The organism is Cytophaga hutchinsonii ATCC 33406 (genome assembly GCF_000014145.1).
Classification (GTDB): domain Bacteria; phylum Bacteroidota; class Bacteroidia; order Cytophagales; family Cytophagaceae; genus Cytophaga; species Cytophaga hutchinsonii.
The window spans coordinates 1,927,802-1,952,729 of record NC_008255.1 but is presented as its reverse complement, the minus strand read 5'-3'; the positions used below and the strand labels follow the sequence as shown (position 1 = coordinate 1,952,729).

20 protein-coding genes and 1 tRNA gene are annotated in these 24,928 nt (G+C 38.3%); 5 read left to right on the top strand and 16 right to left on the bottom strand.

Features of this window, described 5'->3' with window-relative positions:
* Nucleotides 1-64: 64 nt before the first annotated feature.
* The 4 genes from CHU_RS08100 to nagB all read right to left on the bottom strand — a co-directional run bounded on the left by CHU_RS08100 (nucleotide 65) and on the right by nagB (nucleotide 6,888).
* On the bottom strand, nucleotides 65-3,346 hold the full coding sequence (locus CHU_RS08100) for a PAS domain-containing protein (RefSeq protein ID WP_011585048.1): 3,282 nt from the start codon (nucleotides 3,344-3,346) through the stop codon (nucleotides 65-67).
* 186 nt (nucleotides 3,347-3,532) lie between these two features.
* Nucleotides 3,533-3,907 (bottom strand): fluoride efflux transporter CrcB, encoded by a 375-nt coding sequence (gene crcB, locus CHU_RS08095; RefSeq protein ID WP_011585047.1) that lies wholly within the window; start codon nucleotides 3,905-3,907, stop codon nucleotides 3,533-3,535.
* A 158-nt stretch (nucleotides 3,908-4,065) separates the two neighbouring features.
* Entirely contained in the window at nucleotides 4,066-4,872 is an 807-nt protein-coding gene (locus CHU_RS08090) for an SDR family oxidoreductase (RefSeq protein ID WP_011585046.1), read from the bottom strand.
* 102 nt (nucleotides 4,873-4,974) lie between these two features.
* The gene (nagB, locus tag CHU_RS08085; RefSeq protein ID WP_011585045.1) at nucleotides 4,975-6,888 is read right to left on the bottom strand and encodes a glucosamine-6-phosphate deaminase; all 1,914 of its coding nucleotides are present in this window, start codon (nucleotides 6,886-6,888) and stop codon (nucleotides 4,975-4,977) included.
* Nucleotides 6,889-7,147: 259 nt separating this feature from the next.
* Here nagB and CHU_RS08080 point away from each other — a divergent pair, with 259 nt between their 5' ends.
* Nucleotides 7,148-8,278: an MBL fold metallo-hydrolase gene (locus CHU_RS08080; RefSeq protein WP_011585044.1), complete on the top strand. Its 1,131-nt coding sequence runs from the start codon at nucleotides 7,148-7,150 to the stop codon at nucleotides 8,276-8,278.
* 146 nt (nucleotides 8,279-8,424) lie between these two features.
* Here the strand turns inward: CHU_RS08080 and CHU_RS08075 are convergent, their stop codons facing one another.
* From CHU_RS08075 to CHU_RS18860, 4 genes are all read right to left on the bottom strand, one after another.
* Nucleotides 8,425-9,738, bottom strand: a complete 1,314-nt coding sequence (locus tag CHU_RS08075) for a DEAD/DEAH box helicase (protein WP_011585043.1) — start codon at nucleotides 9,736-9,738, stop codon at nucleotides 8,425-8,427.
* A gap of 132 nt (nucleotides 9,739-9,870) precedes the next feature.
* On the bottom strand, nucleotides 9,871-10,431 hold the full coding sequence (locus CHU_RS08070; RefSeq protein ID WP_011585042.1) for a C40 family peptidase: 561 nt from the start codon (nucleotides 10,429-10,431) through the stop codon (nucleotides 9,871-9,873).
* 162 nt (nucleotides 10,432-10,593) lie between these two features.
* On the bottom strand, nucleotides 10,594-11,970 hold the full coding sequence (locus tag CHU_RS08065; RefSeq protein ID WP_011585041.1) for a sugar MFS transporter: 1,377 nt from the start codon (nucleotides 11,968-11,970) through the stop codon (nucleotides 10,594-10,596).
* 145 nt (nucleotides 11,971-12,115) lie between these two features.
* Nucleotides 12,116-14,668, bottom strand: a complete 2,553-nt coding sequence (locus CHU_RS18860) for a glycoside hydrolase family 9 protein (RefSeq protein ID WP_238379373.1) — start codon at nucleotides 14,666-14,668, stop codon at nucleotides 12,116-12,118.
* Between the two features lie 290 nt (nucleotides 14,669-14,958).
* Between CHU_RS18860 and CHU_RS08055 the strand changes: the two genes are divergently transcribed.
* Entirely contained in the window at nucleotides 14,959-16,749 is a 1,791-nt protein-coding gene (locus CHU_RS08055; RefSeq protein WP_011585039.1) for a 7TM diverse intracellular signaling domain-containing protein, read from the top strand.
* A gap of 5 nt (nucleotides 16,750-16,754) precedes the next feature.
* Here CHU_RS08055 and pgeF read toward each other — a convergent pair whose 3' ends face one another.
* From pgeF to msrA, 4 genes are all read right to left on the bottom strand, one after another.
* A complete protein-coding gene (pgeF, locus tag CHU_RS08050; protein ID WP_011585038.1) occupies nucleotides 16,755-17,525 on the bottom strand; it encodes a peptidoglycan editing factor PgeF in 771 nt (256 codons plus the stop codon).
* Between the two features lie 6 nt (nucleotides 17,526-17,531).
* Nucleotides 17,532-18,359: a DUF4412 domain-containing protein gene (locus CHU_RS08045; RefSeq protein WP_394330726.1), complete on the bottom strand. Its 828-nt coding sequence runs from the start codon at nucleotides 18,357-18,359 to the stop codon at nucleotides 17,532-17,534.
* 117 nt (nucleotides 18,360-18,476) lie between these two features.
* Entirely contained in the window at nucleotides 18,477-19,310 is an 834-nt protein-coding gene (locus tag CHU_RS08040) for a DUF4412 domain-containing protein (RefSeq protein WP_011585036.1), read from the bottom strand.
* Nucleotides 19,311-19,361: 51 nt separating this feature from the next.
* Nucleotides 19,362-20,030 carry a peptide-methionine (S)-S-oxide reductase MsrA gene (gene msrA / locus CHU_RS08035; protein ID WP_041932278.1) on the bottom strand — a complete coding sequence of 223 codons (669 nt, stop codon included), beginning with the start codon at nucleotides 20,028-20,030 and terminating at the stop codon, nucleotides 19,362-19,364.
* A 242-nt stretch (nucleotides 20,031-20,272) separates the two neighbouring features.
* Here msrA and CHU_RS08030 point away from each other — a divergent pair.
* From CHU_RS08030 to CHU_RS08020, 3 genes are all read left to right on the top strand, one after another.
* A tRNA-Met gene (locus CHU_RS08030) sits at nucleotides 20,273-20,346 on the top strand.
* A 170-nt stretch (nucleotides 20,347-20,516) separates the two neighbouring features.
* A complete protein-coding gene (locus CHU_RS08025) occupies nucleotides 20,517-21,161 on the top strand; it encodes a hypothetical protein (RefSeq protein WP_011585034.1) in 645 nt (214 codons plus the stop codon).
* Nucleotides 21,079-22,998 carry a T9SS type A sorting domain-containing protein gene (locus CHU_RS08020; protein ID WP_011585033.1) on the top strand — a complete coding sequence of 640 codons (1,920 nt, stop codon included), beginning with the start codon at nucleotides 21,079-21,081 and terminating at the stop codon, nucleotides 22,996-22,998. Before CHU_RS08025 ends, CHU_RS08020 begins: the two co-directional genes overlap by 83 nt.
* 70 nt (nucleotides 22,999-23,068) lie before the next feature.
* On the opposite strand, the gene CHU_RS08015 is transcribed toward CHU_RS08020, so the two are convergent.
* From CHU_RS08015 to infC, 4 genes are all read right to left on the bottom strand, one after another.
* Nucleotides 23,069-23,476, bottom strand: a complete 408-nt coding sequence (locus tag CHU_RS08015; protein WP_011585032.1) for a DUF1761 domain-containing protein — start codon at nucleotides 23,474-23,476, stop codon at nucleotides 23,069-23,071.
* Nucleotides 23,477-23,616: 140 nt separating this feature from the next.
* Entirely contained in the window at nucleotides 23,617-23,964 is a 348-nt protein-coding gene (gene rplT / locus CHU_RS08010; protein ID WP_011585031.1) for a 50S ribosomal protein L20, read from the bottom strand.
* A 98-nt stretch (nucleotides 23,965-24,062) separates the two neighbouring features.
* Complete coding sequence (gene rpmI / locus CHU_RS08005) at nucleotides 24,063-24,257, bottom strand: 50S ribosomal protein L35 (protein ID WP_011585030.1); 195 nt, start codon at nucleotides 24,255-24,257, stop codon at nucleotides 24,063-24,065.
* Nucleotides 24,258-24,285: 28 nt separating this feature from the next.
* Nucleotides 24,286-24,846, bottom strand: coding sequence for a translation initiation factor IF-3 (gene infC, locus CHU_RS08000; protein ID WP_011585029.1), 561 nt, complete (start codon nucleotides 24,844-24,846; stop codon nucleotides 24,286-24,288).
* Nucleotides 24,847-24,928: the final 82 nt, after the last annotated feature.

Below are 24,928 nucleotides of genomic sequence, written 5' to 3'. Positions count from 1 at the left end.
ATTATTTATTTTGAAAGTAGTATAAATTATGAAGAAGTAGTATGTATTCTAACTACCTGTTAGCTCAGGATACACCCGAAAAATAGTTTGATTTATTTACATCAGCCTGTTTATGTAAGGGAAGAATTATATTGAACACCGCTCCTTTTTCAGTACTGCCAGTTGCATTGAGATCTCCGTTGTGATTGAGTGCAATTTTTTTACACATAGCCAAGCCAATACCTGTACCTTCATAGTCTGATTTCCGGTGCAGGCGCTGGAATATATTAAAGATCTTTTCTGTGTTTTCCGGGTTCAAACCAATACCATTATCGCTGAGTGTGATTTTATAGTAGTCGGTTTTCAGATTTAGTTCAGCAGCTTTTTTTTCTTCTTTTGATAATAAAGAAGATTCTATGGTAATCACTGGTTTTATATCTGTGCGGGCAAACTTGAGCGCATTGCTGATCAGGTTTCCAAATAATTGAGCCATCTGCAATGGAATTGCTTCAATCACAGGCAGCATTTGATATTGAATCGATGCATTCTTTTGTTCGATCAGGAGTTCAAAATCAATGCGTGTATTTTCTACTACCTGATTAAGATCTACCGAAGTAAATTCTTCCGTTTCCTTTATTAATTCTGAATAGCTTAATACATCTTTGATCAGCGTATTCATGCGTATGGCAGATTTGCTGATTTTACTCAACTGTGTTTTTGACTGCTCATCCAGATTGTTTCCGATCCTGCCTTCAAGCAATTGGGTAAACATACTGATCTTGCGGAGCGGCTCCTGTAAATCGTGTGAGGCAATGTATGCGAACTGTGCAAGTTCGGCATTTGACTTTTGAAGTTTATCATTTGTCGAGGCAAGTTCCTGTGTACGCGCACTTACGATTTCTTCAATCTTCAGCCGGGCAAGTACCTGTGCGGAAACATCTATGGTAACACATAGTACACCGATTATTTTTCCGCAATCTTCCCTATATGGTTCGTAAACAAAATTCTGGTAAACTGTTTCGAGGGTACCATTACGGATCAGCTGTACAGGCATTTCGTCTGCTTTAAACGTAATGCCTTTTTCATATACATCACGCATTATGGCTTCAAGTCCCTGACCGCGGGCATCGGGCAAAGCGTCGAAGACCGGCCGGTTTATGATATCTGCTTTGGGTTTTCCCCACAGTTCGATCATGAAGTCATTGGCAATTTCAATCACATGGTCATGGCCTGAAAGGATACACATAGCAACCGGTGCCTGTAAGATCATATTGCGCAGGTTCTGCTCACTTTGCTCAACACGTTGTTTGGCAAGGTTGAGATCTGTTACTTCCGCGGCTGTATTCATTACGCCATATACATTGCCTGCACCATCAAACAAGGGGGTAAAACTATAATTGAAATAGAATGCCTGTAATCTGTCATCGACAACAATATCTACCTGCTGATTTTTCGCGTGAAACGGAATGCCGGTTGTATATACACGGTCCAGCTGTTCATAGATATTCTGATTGGCCAGCTCCGGCAATACTTCGGAATATAATTTTCCAACTACATCATTCCCTTTCCCCCATACATCAAGAATATTTTGGTTTGTAAAACTTATACGCATCTCTCTGCCTACATATATACCAATCGGGAAAGGTGCACTTTCTATAATACTGCGTACCCGTTGCTCACTCTCTTCCAGTCTATGCCGGTCGATCATCTGTTCCGTAACATCTATAGCAATGTCGAGTATCGCATATACATTTCCGTCTGAATCGGATATGGGTGTATAGGTAAAATCATAATATTTTTCTACTTCAATACCATTCTGTATAATCTTAATCAGCGAGCCATGTGTCTGAATGGTTTTTCCGGTAGTGAAAACTTCATTCAGCATCTGTAAAAAAGGTTGCCTTTGTAATTCCGGAAATGTTTCAGCAAGCGGCTTGCCAGCAATATCAGGCCCTTTTCCGGCAACGTCAATAAAGGTTTGATTCGGATTTTCAATGATCAGGTCTGGGCCAATAAACATGGCGATGGCTGCCGGTGCATTGGCTACGATCGTACGTAATTTATCTTCGCTTTCTTCTACTTTTTTTCTTGCCAGTACCTGTTGCGTAACATCAGTCGCTACTACAAGAATGCCGACAACTAAATTGTCAACACCATACTGAGGCTGGTAAGTAAGATTTACATATACCGTTTCAAGCTTGCCTCTCCGAAGTAATTCAACGCGTACTTCAAAGGCACTATAAGGTTCATTGCTACGCAGAACACCTTCCAGTAAGGTATCAAAACCCTGACCGTTAAGCTCCGGCAATGCTTCCAGCAAGGGCTTATTAATGAGATCTTCTGGTTTTCGACCTACTAATTCAGCATAAAACGGATTTACAAGTCTGAATGTTAAACCTTCTTTATCGATGGTAGCAATAGCAACAGGAGATTGTTCAAAATAGCTGACCAGCTGCTGCAGATTTTTTTCAAGGGTAACCTGTGCTTCCATTTTTTCAGACACATCCATCCCAATACCTAAAATACTTTCTATGTTGCCTGACGCATCACGCAGCGGTTTATAAATAATCTTTTTAATATAAGACTTTGGAATTCCATGCACCATCAGTGTAAATGGTGATGATTCACCGGTATAGGAATTACCGCTTTTAAATACTTCTTTTAAAATTTCAAGATGTGGCTGGGTACTCAATTCCGGAAGTACTTCTGCGAGTTTCCTGCCAATGATATCCGGACCTTTGCCCCAGGTTTGTATTGCCATTTCATTGGCAAGGTCTATCACCATATCTTTACCTTTCAGTACACAGGTAGATACAGGAATTTCTTCAATCAGTGTGCGGAATTTTTCTTCACTTTCTTCCAGCCTTTTTTGATTTTTTACTTTGTTTGTTGTTTCGGTACAGGTAACAAATACGCCGCTTACTTTTCCATCATCGCCATATGCCGGGCTGTAGCTGAAGGTCCAGTATACGTCTTCCATCTGTCCATTACGGTAGATGGGCAGCAGCTGATCTTCATACCATACGGCTTCGTTGGTCTCCAATACCTGTTTAATGAGCGGGGCTATGAAATCCCAGATATCCGGCCATACATCCTTTGCTTTTTTGCCCAGTGCCGGGTGTTTCCCATTGATCCCCAGGCTTGGCCGGTACGCATCGTTGTAAAAACAGATCAGTTCTTCTCCCCAGAACAGAAACATCGGAAAGGAGGAGTGCAGAATAATACCGAGCGTGGTGTTTAAACTGTGCGGCCATTGGTCGGGTGTTCCGATGGATGTTTTTGACCAGTCGAACGAGCGGGTCAGCTCTCCCATCTCTCCGCCGCCGGAAAGGAAATAATGTGTGTGGTTATTTTCGGTAATGTTCATGCAATGAAATCAGCACAGGCTATTGTTGCTATTGAATGCATGTAACACGCATCAACATGTAAACTAAATTACAAAATATTTACAAAGAGACCTCCTCATAAAGAAACAATTAATGGTAAAGAATGCATTGTATCTTACATATAGCAATAAATCGGCCAGCGTAGAAATATTTTAAGCCTGGGATGATTAAATGGAAATTTTAGTGAGCATAACACCTAGAAAAACCGCGGTAAAACCAAACATGCAGCTGCCCAGTGTATTGACAGTAAAGGCTGTATAATTTCCGTTTTGCAGCAATAAAATATTTTCATAAGCAAATGCAGAAAATGTAGTGAAACCGCCGCATAATCCGGTAGCCAGAAATAACCGCCAATGAACAGCAAGCTGAAAACGTTCTGCTAACCCATAGATGATACCGATCAGCAGGCAGCCAATGATATTAACAGCGAATGTACTGTAGGGAAACGTGCCAGGGTACGTTCGTGTGATATGCAAACTCAACAGATAACGGCTGCCACTTCCGATGGCGCCGCCTACAAGTACGAGAATAAAATGCAGCATCTGAATATTCTTTTCTATTTACCTTTCAAAGGTACGAAAATTGGCCGTTCGCATCGGCAAATGTAATTTAGATCACGGAAATGATATAACTTATCCATGTTAAGATAAAATTATAAAAAATCAGACCCACAAGTTATCCGACCATTGGATTAATCTATTTATCCATTTGATGCAAAACCCGGGTAGAGTGTCATGCCGCCATCCACAAACAAGGTAGTGCCATGCACATAGTCTGACTCGTCTGATGCCAGCCACACAGCCACGTTACCGATATCTTCGGTCTCACCGATACGGTTGTATGGAATCAGTTTTAATAATTTTTCCGCTGCTTCCGGTGTTTCCCAGGCCTCATTGTTGATATCCGTTTTTATGGCACCCGGTCCGATGCTGTTAATACGTATTTTTAATCCGCCTAATTCCTGCGCCATGGATTTCATTAACATCATGATGCCGCCTTTAGATGCTGCATAATTTACATGTCCGCCCCATGGAATTACTTCGTGAACAGAACTGATGCAGATGATCTTGCCCAATGCTTTTGAGATCTCCGGACGTGCACCTCTTTTTGTAAACTCACGCACCGCTTCACGTGCGCATAAAAACTGACCCGTAAGATTTACACTGATCACTTTGTTCCACTGCTTCAATGTCATGTCAACGAACGCTGCGTCCTGCTGAAGGCCGGCATTGTTTACCAATATATCAATGGTGCCAAAGTGTTTGACTGCTTCCCTGAACATATTCTGTACATCAGCTTCATCACTTACATCAGCTTGATAGCAGATGGCAGAAGCGCCCAGTACCTTCAATTGTGCAACGGTTTCTTCTGCGGCGTCTTTATCTGAGTTGTAGTTAACAAGAATATTGGCGCCTGCAGCAGCCATTTTTAACGCAATGCCTTTTCCTATGCCGGAATCCCCGCCTGTGATAAGGGCAGTCTGGCCTTTTAATTTTAACTCTGACATATTAAATCTTAGATAGCTTGGTTTACTATATAAGATAGTAAAAAAATTATGAATTATGAATTATGACAAAACGATTTAGGATTATATTCACCGTGAAATGAATTATATCAACCTTCCATCCCACTTTACAAATGCTTCGATGGCTTCGTACTCGGGTAGGCCCAGATTGTTGTATGTATTAGCTGTAGCGCGGTTACGGTCTTCGGCGCGCTGCCAGAATTCGCGCGGATCCGCACCGGGGAACATTGGTGCATCTTTCTGCGACTGATGTTTGAAGATGCCTCTGCGCTTGCGCATCAGTTCATCCGGACTTAATGGTATGGCCATTTCAATCTGGTCGATGTCCCACTCCTGCCACGCACCGCGATACAGCCATACACGGCAGTCGCGCATCCAGTCTTCGTGTTTCAATTCATCCAGGGCCAGGAAGATTGCTTTTAAACATACACGGTGTGTGCCATGCGGATCAGATAAATCGCCTGCAGCAAAGACCTGCTGCGGTCTTAGTTCCTGCAATAAATTCTTTACGCAGTCTATATCTGCACGGCCGATTGGATTTTTTTTCACCAGGCCTGTTTCATAAAACGGCATGTCAAGGAAATGTGCATTAGCATCAGGAATGCCTACATAGCGGCAGGTAGCCTTTGCTTCCCCTCTTCTTATTAAACCTTTGATCTTCATTACGGCCGGCGGATCAATTTCTCCGGGCTTTTTATTTTTTAACGTTTCAACAATATTCCGGAAAGCAGCTGAAGTGGTATCTTCTCCTTCGTGCAGAAACTGATTGTAATCGGTTGCGAAATCTGCAAAACGGATCACATCCTCATCATACACCGCAATGTTTCCGGATGTCTGATAAGCAACGTGTACATCGTGGCCCTGATCAACCAGACGAATGAATGTACCGCCCATGGAGATAATATCATCATCGGGATGCGGACTGAAAATAACCACGCGTTTGGGGAACGGATATGCACGCTCCGGACGGTTGGTATCGTCTGTATTGGGCTTACCGCCAGGCCAGCCGGTAATGGTTTTTTGAAGCAGGTTAAATACTTCAATGTTGATGTTATATGCCGGTCCGTATTGTGCCACCAGTTCAGACAAACCATGTTCATTGTAATCCCTGTCTGTCAGTTTCAGGATTGGTTTTTCAACAACGGAACTCAGCCATACAGAGGCGCGTTTACGGGCATGTTCATCCCAATATACGCTACCTACCAGCCAAGGTGTTTTAATGCGTGTAAGCTCCGCACAAGATGCTGTATCCAGGATCACACCTACGTTGGGATGTGTCTGTAAAAATGTTGCCGGAATGGATTCGGTGATTTTTCCTTCAACGGTCTTTTTTATGATCTGTGCTTTTCCTTCGCCCCATGCCATTAAGATGATGCGTTTGGCCTTGAAGATGGTACCAATACCCATGGTTATCGCCGTTCTGGGTACATGTTCTTCGCCAAAAAAATCACTTGCAGCATCAATACGTGTCACATGATCCAGCGTGATTAAACGTGTTGTAGAGTCTAACCGTGATCCCGGTTCATTGAAACCAATATGTCCGGTGCGTCCGATACCTAAGAGCTGCACATCAAGACCACCTGCCGAATCAATTTTCGCATCGTAATTTTTACAGAATGTGTCAATTTCTTCTTTAGGAATTGAGCCGTTTGGTATGTTTATATTTTCTTTTGGAATATCAATGTGGTCAAATAAGTATTCCCACATGAAACGTACATAGCTTTGAAGGGCAGACCAGCTGATCGGATAATATTCATCTAAATTAAAGGTGATAACATTGTAAAAGCTCAAACCTTCCTCTCTATGCAAACGGATCAGTTCCGCATATACACTCTTAGGCGTAGAGCCGGTAGCAAGACCTAACACACAGTTACGGCCTTCTGCCTGCCGCTGGCGGATAATAGACGCCAGCTCGTGTGCCACTGCCTGTGAAGCCTGGTCGGCAGTAGGGTATATAGTAGTGTGTAAGTGTTCGAAATTTCTATCAACAATGTCCATATATTTGAAATGGTTAGCAGCGTAAATTAGTGAAATTTGGAATGCGTTTTTATGTGGTGGAAAAAATATCTTTTCTGCTTCTGTCCCCTTTACCGCAATGAAATACATTTCGTTTAAAGCAAGGTTTTAACTTCGACCTATTTGAGGCTGAAAGCAGTACACAGATCCACTATTTTGAACCCAATAATGCATTTTATAAGTATTTAAGATTTTCTTTCTGTTCAATACAATATATTTGCTTCCGGTACGACTTACCCCTATGAACGTAAAACGAATAAAAAAACGCATGTTTATCACATTCAGCATTATTGCCGTACTGGCAATCGCATTATATATATTTCTGCAAACAGCACCTTTCGGAAATCCGCCGGCAGACGCCCGTCTGGAACGCATCAGAAAATCAGCCAACTATAAAGACGGTGTATTTAAAAATCTTTCCAATACGCCGGTAATGGCCGAGGATGCATCTTACATGGATATGATCAAACAGCAATTCTCTAAAGATTCAACACGTGAACCTGCGGTATGCATTCCAAGTGTGAAGCGCGATCTATCTCTTGTCCCTTCTGATCGGCCGGTGATTACCTGGTTCGGACATTCGACGTATTTAATTCAAACAGAAGGGAAAAATATTTTAATTGATCCTGTTTTTTGTACCAGCACTTCTCCGGTTCAGTTTGTAGGTAATAAAAAATACAAGGGAACCGAAGTGTATACACCGGCTGATTTTCCGGCAATCAATTATCTGATCCTGACACACGATCATTACGATCACCTGGATTACCAGACAACGCTTGATATGCAATCAAAGGTTTTTTCGTATTACATGCCGCTGGGTGTTGGTTCGCACTTAGAATCCTGGGGTATTGATACGGCTAAATTACACGAACTGGATTGGTGGCAGGAAATTGATCTGGAACCGGGTTATAAGCTTGTATGCCTGCCGGCGCGCCATTTCTCCGGTCGCAGTATTACAGACAGAGGTAAAACGTTGTGGGCATCTTATCTGTTGATTACACCAACACATAAAATTTATATTGGCGGAGACTCCGGCTATGATACACACTTTAAACAGATTGCGGATAAATACGGCGCTGTTGATATTGCGTTTTTAGAATCCGGGCAATACAATGCTTACTGGCCATACATTCACATGATGCCTGAGCAGACGGTGCAGGCAGCAAAAGATCTGCAGGCGAAAGTATTGTTGCCGGTACACTGGGGAAAATATACGTTGGCGCTGCACCCCTGGGATGAACCTATCAAACGGTTAACACTGGAGGCGCATAAACAGCAGGTAAACGTTGCTACCCCAATGATTGGTGAACCGGTGATACTGGATAGTATTTTGCCGCACAGTACGTGGTGGGTGCCTGAAGGGAAAAAGTAATTATGAATTATGAATTATGAATTATGAATTATGAATTATGAATTATGAATTATGAATTATGAATTATGAATTATGAATTATGAATTATGAATTATGAATTATGAATTATGAATTTTTTATCCTTCATAATTCATAATTTTATTCTCTTATTCCTGTGGAGGATTTTGTTTTTTTACAATGGTATGTTTAATACCACTTGGTTCGCGGTGTACCGGTTTTGAATGTTCTTTCGGTGTAGGTCGATTACTACCTTTACTTCCGCTTTTAGATTTATTGTTTGAAAAACCTTTGTTGTTATATTTAGGTTTTTTCTCCGGTTCGTATGCAGGTCCTTCTCCTATTTCAATCGGGATTTTTAATTTTTCAATTTCTCTGCCGATCAGGTTTTCGATCTGCAAGAATTTATACTGATCGGTATCGCTGATAAAAGTTATGGCTGTACCCGTTGTTGCTGCCCGAGCGGTACGGCCAATACGGTGAATATAATTTTCTGCATCACCTGGAACTTCCGCATTAATCACCAGATCAATGCCATCAATATCAATACCTCGGGATAGAATGTCAGTACCAATCAGCATTTGCAATTGACGGCTTTTAAATGCGCGCATAATCTCTTCACGCTCTTCCTGCTCCAGATCCGAATGAAAACCTTTCAAAGAGAAGCCCATATTGGATAAATCACGTTCGAGTTTTTTAACGTGTTCCTTTGTAGAAGAAAAGATGATGATGCTGTTAAAATTACCGCTTGAAAGAATGTGTTTGATTAATTTATTTTTTTGCTCTTCGTACACCAGGTATGCTTGCTGTAAAATACCTTCCGCCGGTTTAGAAATTGCAATGTTGATCTGCTGCGGATCTTTCATGAGTTTGTTTGCTAACGCACGCATCTTTGTAGGCATGGTTGCAGAGAACATAATAGTTTGGCGCTCGGTAGGCAGATAACTTATTACACGTACAATATCATCATAAAAACCCATGTCCAGCATACGATCGGCTTCATCCAGTACAAGATGTTTGATCTGTTTTAAGTTTGCTGTACCGGATTGCAACTGAGCCAGCAATCTGCCTGGGGTTGCAATAACAATGTTGGCACCATCGGTCAATGCTTTGCGCTGCTGATCCCACGTTGCACCATCACCACCGCCATAAACAGCAATGGAGCTCACATTAATGAAGTATGAGAAACCTTCTATCTGCTGATCAATCTGTATGGCAAGTTCACGCGTTGGTACTAGAACCAGCGTATCCAGACTATCTGTATTTGATTCAATAATTTTATGTAAGATAGGAAGCATGTATGCAGCAGTCTTGCCTGTGCCTGTTTGTGCGCAGGCTACCAGATCACTATTCGACATAATCACAGGGATTGCTTCTGTCTGGATCGGTGTGGGTTTATTAAAGCCCATGGAGCTTAAGCTATCTAATAAACCGGAGTTAAAATTAAAATCGTTAAATGTCAATGACGTAGTGTTAAATTGTTTTACTTGTCTACTAGTAAATATAGTAAAATATCAACAGTTTTAGTTGCTTTTAGCCATAAACTACGCTTAGATAAAGGATTACATGGCGATTTGCCTTAAAAATACTGCTTGCTAATTTTTGAAACGGGTAGCAAAAAGGTATTTTTCCTTCCAGTAGCTGTCTGAGGTATTTGTAATGATCACACCGCTGCGGTTTGAAGCATGAATAAAGGTGCCGTCGCCCAGATAGATTCCCACATGCGTGATAAAATTACTACTGCTGTAAGAGCTGTAATAAAATAACAGATCTCCTTTTTTCAGCGAATCTACATTGGGTATAACGGTTCCGTATCTACCTTGTTCATGCGAAGAATGCGGCAATATAACCCCAGCCTGTTTATGTGCTACCATAATAAGACCCGAGCAATCTACTCCTTTTTTACTTACACCTCCCATTACGTGCGGCGTACCGATAAATGTTTTTGCATAAGCGATAACCTCATTGGCAGAATATTCTGAGGTGTCAACGGTTTTTTCAATACCGCCTTTCTGAAAACGTTCCAGCTGATTCTTAACTGTTGGATTGCTTGTATTGTCAAGCACTTGCTGAAATCCATCAGAATTCATTTCGGTTGTAAAACCGGCAAAAAATAAAGCTGCAAAAACGAATAGTGAGATGACTTTCAAACGCATGTGTTGTTATAAATAATTTTAAAGATACTACAATCTGCCTATGCTTACAAGAAATGATGGCTGTAGTTGAAATGTACGTATTCTTTTAATCAACGTTTTTACCCATAAAAAAAATCCCACAGCATTTATACCGTGGGATTTTTTTTTATGGAAATCAATGTATTAAGCAGACAGAATTTCTCCCGTCTCGTTATCTGCAACCTTATGTGGTTTATATCCTTTCATTGCAAAGAAGATGATATAAGCATAACATACCAGGCATAAGGTAAAGCTGTATCTGTAACCAACCTGATCTGCTAAGATACCTTGCAACAACGATACCAATGCACCGCCAGCTACCATGGTTACCATTAAGCCAGACCCTTTACTTGTATATTTACCTAATCGCGCAATACCCAAGGAGAAGATGCTTGGCCACATAATCGCGTTAAATAAACCTATTAATATTAAACAGATTGCTGCCAGCGGAACGGTTAATGATTTAAAGTTGAAATAAAATTCCAATGTGCTGCAATCTTCTCCCATATTTATTACCGGAACGGTTACAGAATTCGAAATCATAAAATCTGTCATACTTAAAAAAATCAGTGCAAATGCAACAACAGCTACAAAGGATAATGCTTTATTGGGTGATATTTTTTGCGTGATTTTGCTTCCCATAAATCGGCCGATCATAGCACCTGCCCAGTAATAGGCAACTAAGCTGGCTGCAAATTTTTCAGGAATATTACCCATGATGTCTGACTTTAAGTACACCACCAATAAGCTCCCGATTACAACTTCCGCACCTACGTAAAAGAAGATTGCGCCTGCACCAAATATCAAATGACTGAATTCAAAAATGCTTCCTGAAAGTACTTCATCTTTATCATTTTCAATAGAAAGTTTCGGAAGCTTCATAAAGATCATCAATGTTGCAATGGTAATAATCAATAGAGCAATGGCAACATATAATGTTCGTGTTGTAGAAAGCGTTTCGGTTTCAGACATTAAACATTCATTAAGTAAATAGAATGAACCGAAAATTGGGCCGATAGCTGTTGCCGTTGAGTTTAGTGCACCACCCAAATTTAGTCGCGCGGCTCCTGTTTCCGGAGAACCTAACGCAATCAGGTAGGGATTGATTGCAACCTGAAGAATGGCGAATCCACTTCCCACAATAAATAAAGCTAATAAGAACAAACCGTATGAAGCATATTCTGAAGCCGGATAGAATAATAATAAACCAAATGCAACAATGAATAATGAACAGATTGTTCCTTTTTTATAACCAATACGTTTTATCAGATTTCCTCCCGGAATAGATAATAAGCCATATGCCATAAAGAAACTGAATTGAATTAACAGTAATTTCCAATTTTCATTGTCTTTAAATACAAAGACGTTTTTCATAATTGGAATAAGTACATCATTCAGTACGGTTATAAAACCAATGATAAAGAATAGTGTTGCCATTAACGCAATGGCAGACGTATACTTTGTATTTGGATCGAGCGGAGAACTGGATGAATAATTTACTGGAGCATTACCACCTGCCATAAAAGTTAACTGTTTAGTTTTAAATATAATTTCCGAAGATAGGCTACTGAAGGCTAACAACAAAACATCAGATGTTTTATCTTAAAATTCGGGTAAAAAAAAAGTCCCGCTACAGGCGGGACTTTTTATACATATGTTAAATCAATTACTTAATTACAGTGAATTTCTGAACGGCTGCACCATTCTCTCCTTGTAAACGGATAAGATACATACCTGCTTTCAAATCAGATAAATTAAGTTGAATGTCAGTTGTTGACCAGTCTCCGGTTACAGGATATTCTCTGCCGTTAAGATCAAGAATAATAGGTTTGGCAGTTATCTCAAACGGTTTTACAACCGTTATGCTTGATGCTGCCGGATTAGGATAAATATTAATGAATGTATTTTTTAATATAGCATCTCTGGTTGATGTAGGTGTATCAACGGTGTAATCACGTTTGCTGGGTTCAATACCTGCATAGATACTTTGTATCGCACCAGTAATATAAGCAAGCGGTGCATTCCAGTTAATAGCAATTTCATTTGTTGAATAACTACATTCACTGTCTACATAAGATAAGGCAGGTTGTGAAGATGGATACCCAGGGCAATTATCCTGCTGACCTGAATTCGGCCCGCCTACCAATAAGCCCGGTACAGCTGGTGCAATACCATCTGCCTGTGACACTCTATGATGTGGTCTGTTTGCGCCAAGGCTTCCTGAACCTGTTACAAAACAATAATTCACACCATTTCTACCTAAGATGTAATCTACATTTGACACCGCTGCTTTTAAATAAGAACTGTCTTTTGTGTAGTTAAATGCCTGAATTAAAATCATAGATTGGTTAGCTGCCTGAGAATTACTTCCCCATCCAAAACCTCCGTTAGCGCCCATTGCTATACCATATGCAGATCCTGTAGCAAAATGATCTCTATAAACATTTGCTAAGGTTACAATTTTATTTTTAATAAATGTTGAATCTGAATTGTCTCCTAATACAACACGATTATGCGCCATGGAAATTAAACCCAGCGTGTATACATTCTGCCAGCCTGGTATGCTTGCGCCGGAAGATAAATTAATATCGTTGTAATATTCAGAGGATAATGTTGTAGTAAATAATTCTGCTGCCGCCCAGCTTTGTTCATCCGCAAAACTCCAGTCATCATACGTACCTGTTGTAATAGCAGGACTCGTTAAGTTTTCCTGTACGTAGAAAATATTTGGGTTTAGAATTGCCCAATCATATGCTTTTTTAGCAGCTTTTATGCAAGAATCTGCCAGCCCGGGTAATTGTGTTGGAAATTTAGAATAAATGCGGGCAGACTGCGCCATAACTGCTGCAAAATCTAATGTTGCTCCAGTGCTTTTCTGTACAACATATCTTTTTTGAGTAGCAGCACTTGGCATAATGTCCCCATCAAAATTAGCATTTGTTAATTTATGATACACGCCGCCATCATATGGATCCTGCATGGTTAACATCCAGCGAATGTTATACAATGCCTCATCCAGAACGTCCGGTACGGAGTTTGCACTTTCGGGAATATTTAAATTAAGTGTATCATAGTAGGTTGAAAAATGCTCATATGCAGCCAATAGCGTGTATGTTGAAATACCTGAATTTACAATGTATTTATTGTAGTCACCTGCATCGTACCAACCTCGTGGAGAAGAAATTTTAGATCCCGCAGCTCTTCCTGGTGAAACAGCCGAGTTGTGAATTTCTACTTGATTATCCGGATGCCCGGCAGCTCTTGACCAAATACCCGCATATGTTGCAGGCAATGCCGTTGATGCACGCTGATAATAAAATCCTTTAACACTGGCTTTAGAAATTGCGCTTAACGGGGTATTAGAAATAACAAATGGATAGGATGCATTTGGTATTCCCGGTGCCATTAATCGATATTTTCCAGGTGTCTTAAAATTACTGAAGTCCGCTATACGTACAGATTCTCCTGAATACGTCCATGTTGCTGTTGCTGAAAGATTTCCGGAATATACAACGGTGTTTGCTTCGTTTACTATTGTAAATGTTGCAGCGGATGCTCCATTGATAACTGCTTTTTTCTGGCCTTCTTTAAAGAAACCAATCTGATTTAATTTAATACCTCTTGCTCCTGTAACAATGGTTGATTTTGCTCTTGTACCAATCATTACACTATCCATGGTAAAGTTTTTGTTAAAACCCTGACCAACGCCTAAATTGCCTTTAGGATCTGTAATAAATTCCATACGTACAATCTGAGTAGCATCTACCGGACCGTTATTGGTTCCGTATTGCTGATAAAACCGGCCTGTAAAATCAAATAAATAATCATTGTATTTACCATCAGATTTAATCGTTTGTTTTGTATCTATCTGGTTTGTTCTGCGGCCGTTTGCGTCAATAAGATCAACGCGCATTACATAACCATAGGAAGATTTAATTTTTACAGAAACCAATGGTGCATCCATAATATCTATTGGTGAAAACTGGTACCCAAATCCGATATAATTTAATCCACCGTCTTTGCATTGTACAACCAATTCATTTCCATATAAATAAAGTTTATATTGCTCATCGGCAGTTCCGGTTTGTACCCAGGCAGCTCCGGCATCCATGCCCGTCGTTCCCGTTCCGGCTCTATCGAAATCATCTCCGGTGCCCGTTTGCGCATTTGCAAGCAGTGAACTAAACACTATTGAAATAAATAAACCTATTTTTTTCATATTTTTTGTCATTTAAACAATAATACTGTTTTGCAGGGAAAGGTGTTCCATTTTTGGGGATAAAAAGCAAAAAAAAAGTAATTTTGGATTGTTTTCTTTAAATCAATATACTATTTTAGTACCACATTTATTATCTGAATATCAACACATTTACATAATACAAAATCGTGATTTATCAATTAAGTACCACAGTTCGTTTTATAGTTTTTTTCCTTGTTTTATTTGTAATAAAGGTAGATTTAAAAGCGCAGGATTATAAGATAATAGACACAACTAATCATGTATCACTTTTGTCTACCGATGTATATTCATTTATTGATACAACAAATAACCTCTCTTTTCAAGACATTATTAGTGGAAAATACGATTCTGCTTTTAAAAAAACTGCTAAAGATGCTTTTTATACCAGTAAATTAAATGTGAATTACTGGCTGATGTTCAGGCTAAAAAATGTCAATGCTACTAAAAACTGGCTCGTAGAATTTCCGGATCCACATATTTCCAAAATAATTTTTTACAGAAAACTACCAGATGGTTCTTTTGAGAAAACATTAGCTTCCGGGTTTGATTACCCATTTTCAAATAAAGAGTTTAATCATAAAAACTTTGTATTTAATGTACGTACTCCCAAAGATTCCATTGAAACTTTTTATGCCGTCATTAATTCCAACAATACATCCAGTCTATCGGTTTTTGTTCGGGAAACTACATTTTTTAGCGGCTATGCATTAAGGGAGTATGTTCTATTAGGATTTTTCTATGGTGTTTTGCTTATAATGGCCATCTATAATCTATTCCTATACTTTAACACAAAGGATTTGGTATATCTGTTTTATGTATTTTATACGCTTTGCTGTGCCCTAAACTCCTTTTCAGAGGATGGACTTGGGTTTCAATATATCTGGCCGAATTTGCCGGTTATTAACAGCTGGGTTATGTTAGGTACACCTCCCCTTTTGGTTACGGCTTTTATGATCTATTCCTATTCTTTCCTGAAGATTACTCAGTTTTCTTCCAAATTCAGTTACCTGATTATTATTTTTTATTTTCTGTATATAATTTTCTACGTAGTTGAAAAATTTGTTTCCGGTACTCGTGTATTCTATCCATTTGTCTACCTGATTCCTTTTATTTTAATTTACCTTGTATCTTTTCAGATCTATTTAAAAGGAGAAAAATACGCACGCTTTTTCATCCTTGCATACACAATGATCATTATTAGTTTTGTGATTTTTGTTTTACGTATGTTTGATCTGGTGCCTGTAACCTTGTTTACTGTATACAGTTTCAACTTTGGATTTTTAATTGAAGTAGTAATTTTATCCATTGCATTGGGAGACAGAATTCGTATTGAAAGGCATCACCGGGAATTATTACAGTATCAGGCAATAAATCAGTTAAAAGAAAATGAATCGTTAAAAAATACCCTGATCTCTGAGTTAAAAGAGAAAGAGGTTATTCTGGACCGTGTAAATAAAGAACTGGAAACAAAAGTCGCCATTCGCACACAGGACCTGCAGAAAAAAACAGATGAGTTAAGTATTTTCAATTCCAATTTATCCAAGCTGGTTGAAGACTTGAATCAAATGAATATTAAGCTGGATGTTGACAACTGGCAGTTAAAACAAAAAGTTCAGGAAGAAGTAAAAGCCAGGTTGTCTGATGAGGAATTAAGCACCGATAAATTCAAAGAACTTTTTCCCGATGAAGCTGCTTGCCTGCGCTACTTGGAAAACATAAAGTGGGAAAATGGTTTTGTCTGTAAGAGATGCGGACATGACAGGTATATCAGTCATACCTCTCCTTTTACCCGTAAATGTACCTCCTGCAAGCACGTTGAAAGTGTTACTGCGGATACATTGTTTCATGGTATTCGTATTCCAATGGATAAGGCATTTTATATTGTTTACGACACCATCCGTTCAGGTAAATCAAAAACCTTAGAAGAATTATCCGATCTGTTGGGTTTAAATAAAAATACGATCTGGGCCTTCAGAAAAAAGATTCAGGCAGCGTATGATTATTTAAAAACAAAATCAAAAGGCGGCGTTGTGAAATGGGATGAATTGTTAAGCAATTAAAATTATTAATTAAATAAAATAAACGACCCCATCCTTCCTGTCTGTATACCATCTCTTCTTGCAGAATAAAAATTAGCCGGATTACTGAATGTACAGCGGCCGGCAATTTCAATATGTTCGGGTAACAGCCCGGCCTCAATTAATTGCGCCTGATTTGCTTTCCATAGATCAATACATGTTTTCCCGTTACTGCTATCTGATTTACAGGAATCTGAAAAATGCATCGCAACTTCTTCACCAACTTCATAACATGCCGCTGAAATGGAAGGCCCTATACCAGCCAGGATATTTTCAGGCAAGCAATTAAAATCTTTCTGCATACGTTGAACGGTATGTTTAGCGATCTCCGAAACGGTACCTTTCCATCCTGCATGAATGCTGGCTATTACATGCGCAACCGGATCAGCTAAAAGTATAGGAACACAATCTGCAGATAAGGTACCGATAATAATACCAGGTACATTTGTAATTAATGCATCGGTGTTTTCAAATATATGATCTTTATTTGAATCATCTATTACAGCTATATTATTACTGTGTGTTTGAAAAGGTATTACAACAGCGGCATCTGACGCATGTAGCAGTTGCGCAATTTCAGTTCTGTTTTGAGCAACAGCCAACGGATCATCCGGAACATTCAGTCCATAATTTAAGCCAGCAATATTACCGCGATGAATGTGCGGATTTCTACCGGTAACAATGTGTTTAACTGAAGGCCATGCGTTAAATACAGTGAATTGCCAATGCTGCTGCTGATCAATGAGTAGTTGTTGCATGATCCGTTAAAAGCCGAAGGGAGATTCACGGTAATTGGAAGGAATGGTAAAATATGTGTCCGCTACCAATTCCATAGATATTTCAGAAACTTCCATATTCATTTTTAATCCTTTCTCAAAGATTTCAATACGCATCGGAATGCCTTTCATTTCTTTGAATGCCTCATGGTGCAGATTTCCATCCATAAAACCCAGTGATCTGAATGCTGCGCTGTTCATGGAAGGCAGATCATTGGTTATCCAGATGTAACTGGTTTTAATCTCATTATTTTCTTTTGTTGTAAGAATGTATTTAATGCAAATACAATCCAGAATCATGGTTGTATCAGTAGTTGCAATTAATGCAATCAATGAATCATTGGTATTTAATCTTGCTGTATCATTAATTACCGAATAGGTACTGGTTTTGTCTTTAATAAAATAAGTATTTTTATTGGTATTAAGATAAAGCATGTTACCGGTTAGTTTTACCATACTTCCGCCATCAATCTTTGTAAACGAATTATTGTTCTTTAAAAAAATAGATAATGCACTCGGAAAAATTGAATTTGTGCTGTTCTCCTGATTAGTTGTCTGTGCAGCTTTTAATTGCTGGAGCTTTTTCAGCATGCTGTTTTTAATCGTTGGATTTTCCAATAACATCTCCTGCATTTCAGGATCTTTCAGCTGTTGTTCGAGCTCTTTGATAGCTTGATTCACTTCTGAATTATCTTCTGATTGTATTTCTGTCTGGTAAGAATCTGCAACTTTTGAATCAACAATATCTACTGTTATTGCCCATTTCATCACGCCTTCAAAAGGTTCTGTGTTTTGTGCGTGAGCCACAAGATTCATTATTAAAAGAAAGCTAACACCCAGGTATTTCATTTTATTTTTAATTACTCTATGTAATATATGAAAAAACCAGAACTTGTCTGGTTTTTTACGATGCGAAATATATACCGTATAAAATTACTTTGTGTAAGGAACTTCTTTATAACCGGAAGGAAGTATGAATAAATAATCTGAAAGTTTTTCAGGAGAAATTTGTACTACTTCCATTATAATTTCACCACCCTTTTCAGATGCTTCAATGCGTAACGGTACACCATCAATCTTTTTTAATGCTTCAGCTGTTTGATCCTGCCCCAGACCACCGCTATGAAATGATTTAGAATCATATTGCTTTAACTCTTTTGTTGCCCATATCTGCATGATATGTGTAACATTATTGTGTATCAGTGTTACATTGTATTTTGTGCAGGTATAAGAGAGTATTTTTTTTGTTTCTGTTGTAGGTGTAACAGTGACCGCAGATTGCTCGGTAGCTGTTTTTGTTGAAGCAGGTATTACGCTATACGTTTTTTCTGCATGTTTAATACTATATGTTTTATCAACAGATTTTATATATAAGATATCTCCCGCTGTATTTGCCATTCCGCCATCAATGGTTGTTAATGAATTTCCATTTTTTGTTTTAATGGAACATCCTTTTGGCATCAGGCTGTTTGCACCGCTTGCGCCCTGCATGGATTTCATTGCCTGTAATTGTGTTTCAAGCGTGGCTTTCAGAGAAGGATTGCTTTCAAAAGCGGCTTTCATATTCGGATCATTCAATTGTTTTTCCAATTGAGCAATCCCATCTTTAAGTTCTGCCTGCTGCTTCGCTGTTAATTCAACACTACCGTTTTTTGTGCCAGGCATATTAATAGAAAGTGTCCATTTTATTGTGCCCTCAAAAGGTGTTTGGGCATGTAAAAATGATATACCTGAAAATAATAAAAAGGCAGATACAATTTTTCTCATAAATAAAATATAGCGCTAAAGATATTTTTTAAAATAGAAAAGATATGAATTTTACTGTTTGAATTTCTCACCAAATACTTTTTTGAATTTTTCAAGCTTGGGTCTGATAATATACATGCAGTATGGCTCGCTACCATGTTCTTTATAATAATTCTGATGATAGTCTTCCGCCGGATAAAATTTTGTGAACGATACAATTTCAGTCACAATCGGTTTCTCAAATATTTTTTCCTCGTCCAGTTTCTTTTTATAAAATTCGGCTTCCTTGCGCTGTGTTTCATTGTGATAAAAAACCACAGATCTGTATTGGGTGCCAACATCGTTTCCCTGACGATTTAATGTTGTCGGGTCATGTGAATACCAGAACATCTGCAGCAATTCGCTGTAACTGACGATTGAGGGATTATAAACAATCTGCAATACTTCCGCATGCCCTGTTGTGCCGGTACATATCTGCTTGTAGCTTGGATTTGTTACTGTGCCGCCGCTATATCCTGACGTAACCTTAACGACTCCTTTAATGTCTTGAAAAACGGCTTCTGTACACCAAAAGCAACCATTGCCAAATGTTGCAGTATCCAATTGTTTTGTATCTCCGGTTTGGTTTTCCATATGTATATCGTGTGCAATAGGTTTCGTTTCTTTTGTTATGCTGCTGCAGGCCATTATGCTAAACAGACCAATGGCTAGTGTTCCAAGTTCCTTTAAATGCGCTTTCATATGAATTATTTTTATATGATATATACTACTTTTATGAACACTCAGATTGCATGTTGTAAGATAAATCAAAGGAATGAAAAAATGATGCCATAATGCTAAGAACATATTGAATTTATGAAAATATATACACATTCAATGAAAATTATATTCTCTGATACTTAATTATTTAGATACATAGTGAATAAATACTGAAAATTGGTTGTGCAATATTGATAATTATTTGTAGTTTTGCAGTCCCAAATGGCGAGGTAGCTCAGCTGGTTAGAGCACAGGATTCATAACCCTGAGGTCTCGGGTTCGAGTCCCGATTTCGCTACAAAAGCTTCACAGAAATGTGAAGCTTTTTTTGTTATACAATAATCCCCAATTTATAAATTTTAACTTTTTGATTTTTAATAGTTTATGTATTTTTAAATAGTTGATTATGATTACTATAATTATATCCGTGAAATAATAATTATATTCGTTCAGAAAATAATTGCCTATATGAAATATATTAAATTTTTAATTGTGACCGCATTTTTATTGTGTCTTCAACATGTAAATGCACAACTTCTTTATAATGAAACCGGGTATTATGTTGATTACGGTTCTTATAATAATTCAGGAACCGGATATTGGTTTAATTATTCAAGTGTTTCACCAACACACGATACGGTTTTTACCTATTATCAATCCCATGATGCATTAGTTTTTAAAGGATACAATAAAATCATTCCGGTAATTCCCGGACAGCCTGCTACTACGTATGTGTATGATAATGTAGGTTTTTTACAAAACAGGTTTTGGATACAACCCTTTCAAAATCCCGCTATAGTGGTAGATATGAGCAAGCCTGAAAATATGAATATGAAAATACGCATGCGGTCAACCGGCTCTGTAAAACCTAAAAATATCTATATAAAATTAATGGATACATTAGGTCACATAACCCTAAATGGTTCTGCTTATTATATTGTCAGTCCAACCAATCAATATACCGACTATTATTTTGATTTCAATCAAGGGTGGAGAGATTCAAGAATGGGCACCGGGATGAGTATCGTTGTTGATTCTTCAGCAATATCCGGCATGGATTTTTTTTGTAGAATTAGAATCTCCTGTTTCCGATTTAACGGTACTGCAACTTGAAATAGATTATATTCAACTGGGCAGTTATGTTGATTGGGCTTTCAATACAATAACAGGAAATATTTTTAATGACAATAATGGTGACTGTCAATTTAATTCCACAGACAATCCGGTAAAGCATAGTTTGGTAAAAGCCTTGCCTGGCCCATACTACGCTTATACAGATGAAAATGGTTTTTATGAATTAAAGGTAGATACATTAAATACTTCATATACGGTATCGTACACTACAGATTCAGAAGCAACGCTTATTGAAAAAATATGTCCTGCATCTGGTATGTACTCCGTATCAACACCTAAAGGAAAATCAACCTATTGCTGCCATGATTTCGCTCAGAAAATAAAACAATGTGCGGTATTAAAGATAGATATTAACAGCGATAGAAGAAGACGGTGTTTTAAAGGTTTTACGTATGTGAATTACCAGAATGTTGGTAATATTAATTCGTCACAGGCACAAATAAAAGTGGTATACCCTGAATTTGTAAAACCAATAAGCAGCACACCAGCCTGGACAAGCAAAGTTGGTGACACGTTGTATTATACTGTAGGGCTTGTTGCTCCATATTCACAACAGACAATAACAATTATTGATTCGGTTATTTGTGGAATTGAAAGTATCCGGTCATTAACTCAATGTACACAGGCTATGATCTCCCCTGCCAATGCATGCTTATACGAAGACATAGACTGGAATAATTCAGATGTTATTGTGAGAGGTAAGTGTGATATGGGTATTGCTAAATTTACCATTCTTAACGGAGGATCGGGAGATATGCCTGATAGTACAGCATTCAGGGTATATACAAATGACACCTTAATTTCTACACAAAAATTTGCCTTAAGGTCACAGGAATATTTTCAGGTTCAATTACCAGCTTATGGAAAAGTTATTCGCTTAGAAGCTGATCAGTCTGCAAACCACCCGGCATTTAACACCATTCCGAGAGTTTCGTTAGAAGGCTGTGTAACGAATCAGGCATTATTACAGAGCGCGTATAAAGGTATTGCAATGAATACCCCGTTAAATAATGATTTTGTGTCGTCAACATCGTGTATGCAAATTACGGATAGCTATGATCCAAATGATAAGGCCGTATTCCCTGTGGGGCAATCAGAAAGGAATTATATAAGTGCAGGAACAAAACTGAATTATACTATTCGTTTTGAAAATACAGGAAGTGATGACGCCTATACGGTGGTTGTAGTTGATACACTAGATTCAGATTTAGACGCTTCAACTTTTTTAGCAGGAAGTTCAAGCCACTCCTACTCGATTAAAAGAGAAGTGATTGATGACAGAGAGATTGTTACGTTTCAGTTTACTGATATTAATTTATCACCTAAAAAAGTTGATAGCATCAAATCTCAAGGCTTTATTAAATTTTCAATTTCTACCAGGCCGGATGTAGCGAATGGAATGCTGATTGAAAATGAGGCAAACATATTTTTTGATTACAATTCAGCCATTGTTACCAATAAGGTTTCACAAACCATTGGTGAGTATATAGAAGAAAAGCCGGAACTGGGAAGTATTGTTTCAAAAACTCCTGTAAATAATATTACTACCGGACTTACATCTAAAACAAATACAAAGGATCTTATTCTTCTCTACCCAAATCCAGTAAGCGAAAGCATTACAATCAAATTCCCGAGAGAGACAATAGAATCTACTATAAATGTTTATACAATAGATGGTGCAACTGTATTAACACAGCGTTTAGGTGCTGTTAAAGAAAGCAGGATCATATTACAACAATTGCCGCAAGGTATCTATTATTACAGCATAGCAGATTCAAGTGGTTTGAACCAGCACGGTAAAATAATAAAACAATAGAATAGTATATTATATAGTTAAACAATAATGGCCGGGAACTCCGGTCTTTATTGTTTAACTATATAACCGTTTATTTCCACGTAGTTAAAATCACGGCACTGGTTAGAATGTACATTAAAATGGCACCTGCAATGATCAGGAAAAATTTAAACGAATAAGCCTGATGGGCATATAGCGGCCCTATTATTGCAACAATGAATCCTAACCACAAGAGTGCTGCAAGGCGTACACTCTCCAGAATTGTTTCGCAACCAAGCTTTTTTAGTAGCCACGATAAGACAATAGCTAATACCAGATTGCCGGCTAGTTGGAATACTGAGGTAGCAACCATGCTGGGTCCTTGATTCATTTGTTCGCGGCTTTTACCTAAGCCTTCGGTGTAAGCTTCCTTAAAAACAACAGTAAACCAAATAAAACCAAATAGAAAGCAGGACGCTGCTGCTACAGCAACAGCCCAGTAATTGTATGCATATTTCATAAGATATAGTTTTAAAAATTAGCTGGTTATAACATAATTAAGGTACAAAAAATAAAATATTGTGTGTTACATAATTACCACATATAACAAAAAAGTCCCCCGCGTTAGGCGGGGGACTTTAAAACCACAATGAAGTGATATTATTTTTTTACTTTTTCAACAACAGCCTTGAAAGCTTCTGGATCATTCATTGCTAAATCAGCTAAAACTTTTCTGTTTAACTTGATGTTCGCTTTATCCAAAGCACCAATGAATTGAGAATAAGACAAACCATGCTGTCTTGTTCCTGCATTGATACGTTGTATCCAAAGACCACGGAAGTGTCTTTTCTTTTGTTTACGGCCAATATAGGCGAAAACTTTTCCTCGTTCAACCGCGTTTTTCGCAACGGTCCAAACATTTTTTCTTCTACCAAAGTAACCTTTGGCTAACTTCAAAATCTTCTTTCTTCTTTCTCTTGAAGCTACTGATGGTACTGATCTAGGCATTTCTTTTTTGTTTTTTAGTAGTTGGTGATTTGCTTATGCAAATTCTTGGTAACCAAACACTGGGTTTAACATTGTTAACCAGTTAAATCTAAACTTAATTAGATTTTTAGCATAGCCCTAACGTTGGACTCATCTGCTGCACTAACCAGGTGTGCGTGTACTAAGTTACGCTTACGTTTAGTAGATTTTTTCGTAAGAATGTGGCTATGATAAGCACTCTTTCTTTTGATTTTTCCACTTCCTGTAAGTTTAAACCTTTTCTTTGCTCCTGATTTGGTTTTTACTTTAGGCATTTTAGTTTATCAGTTTAATTATAAGAAATTACTTTTTTGGTGAAGCCTTTGGTGTAAGCATCAAGAACATTCTCTTACCTTCCAACCTTGGCATCTCTTCTACTTTTGCTAATTCTTCAAGTGCCTGAGCAAACTTCAATAACATGATCTCGCCACGTTCTTTGTAAACAATCGTACGCCCCACAAAGTGTACATACGCTTTTACTTTGAAGCCATCTTTAAGAAATTCAAACGCATGTTTTAATTTGAATTCATAATCGTGCTCATCTGTATTCGGGCCGAAACGAATCTCCTTTACAACAACTTTATGCTGTTTCGCCTTTAGTTCTTTCTGCTTTTTCTTCTGTTCGTATTTGAACTTTGAATAATCAGTAACTTTACAAACCGGAGGATCTGCGTTTGGTGAAATCTCAACAAGGTCAAGGTTCTGAGCCTTTGCAATGTTTAGCGCTTCGCGAATAGGATAAACATTGGGTTCAATGTTCTCTCCAACTAAACGTACATTAGCTGCTTTAATAAAATCGTTAATACGGTGTTCGTCCTTGTCCTTAATTGGTGCCCGGAAAGGCCTGGGATTTCGTAATGCCATTCGTTAAGTTTATTCCTGTTTGTTTTTAAACGAGTTGCGAATATCGCACATTTTTATCGTATACTAAAATCTGTATTCGTTT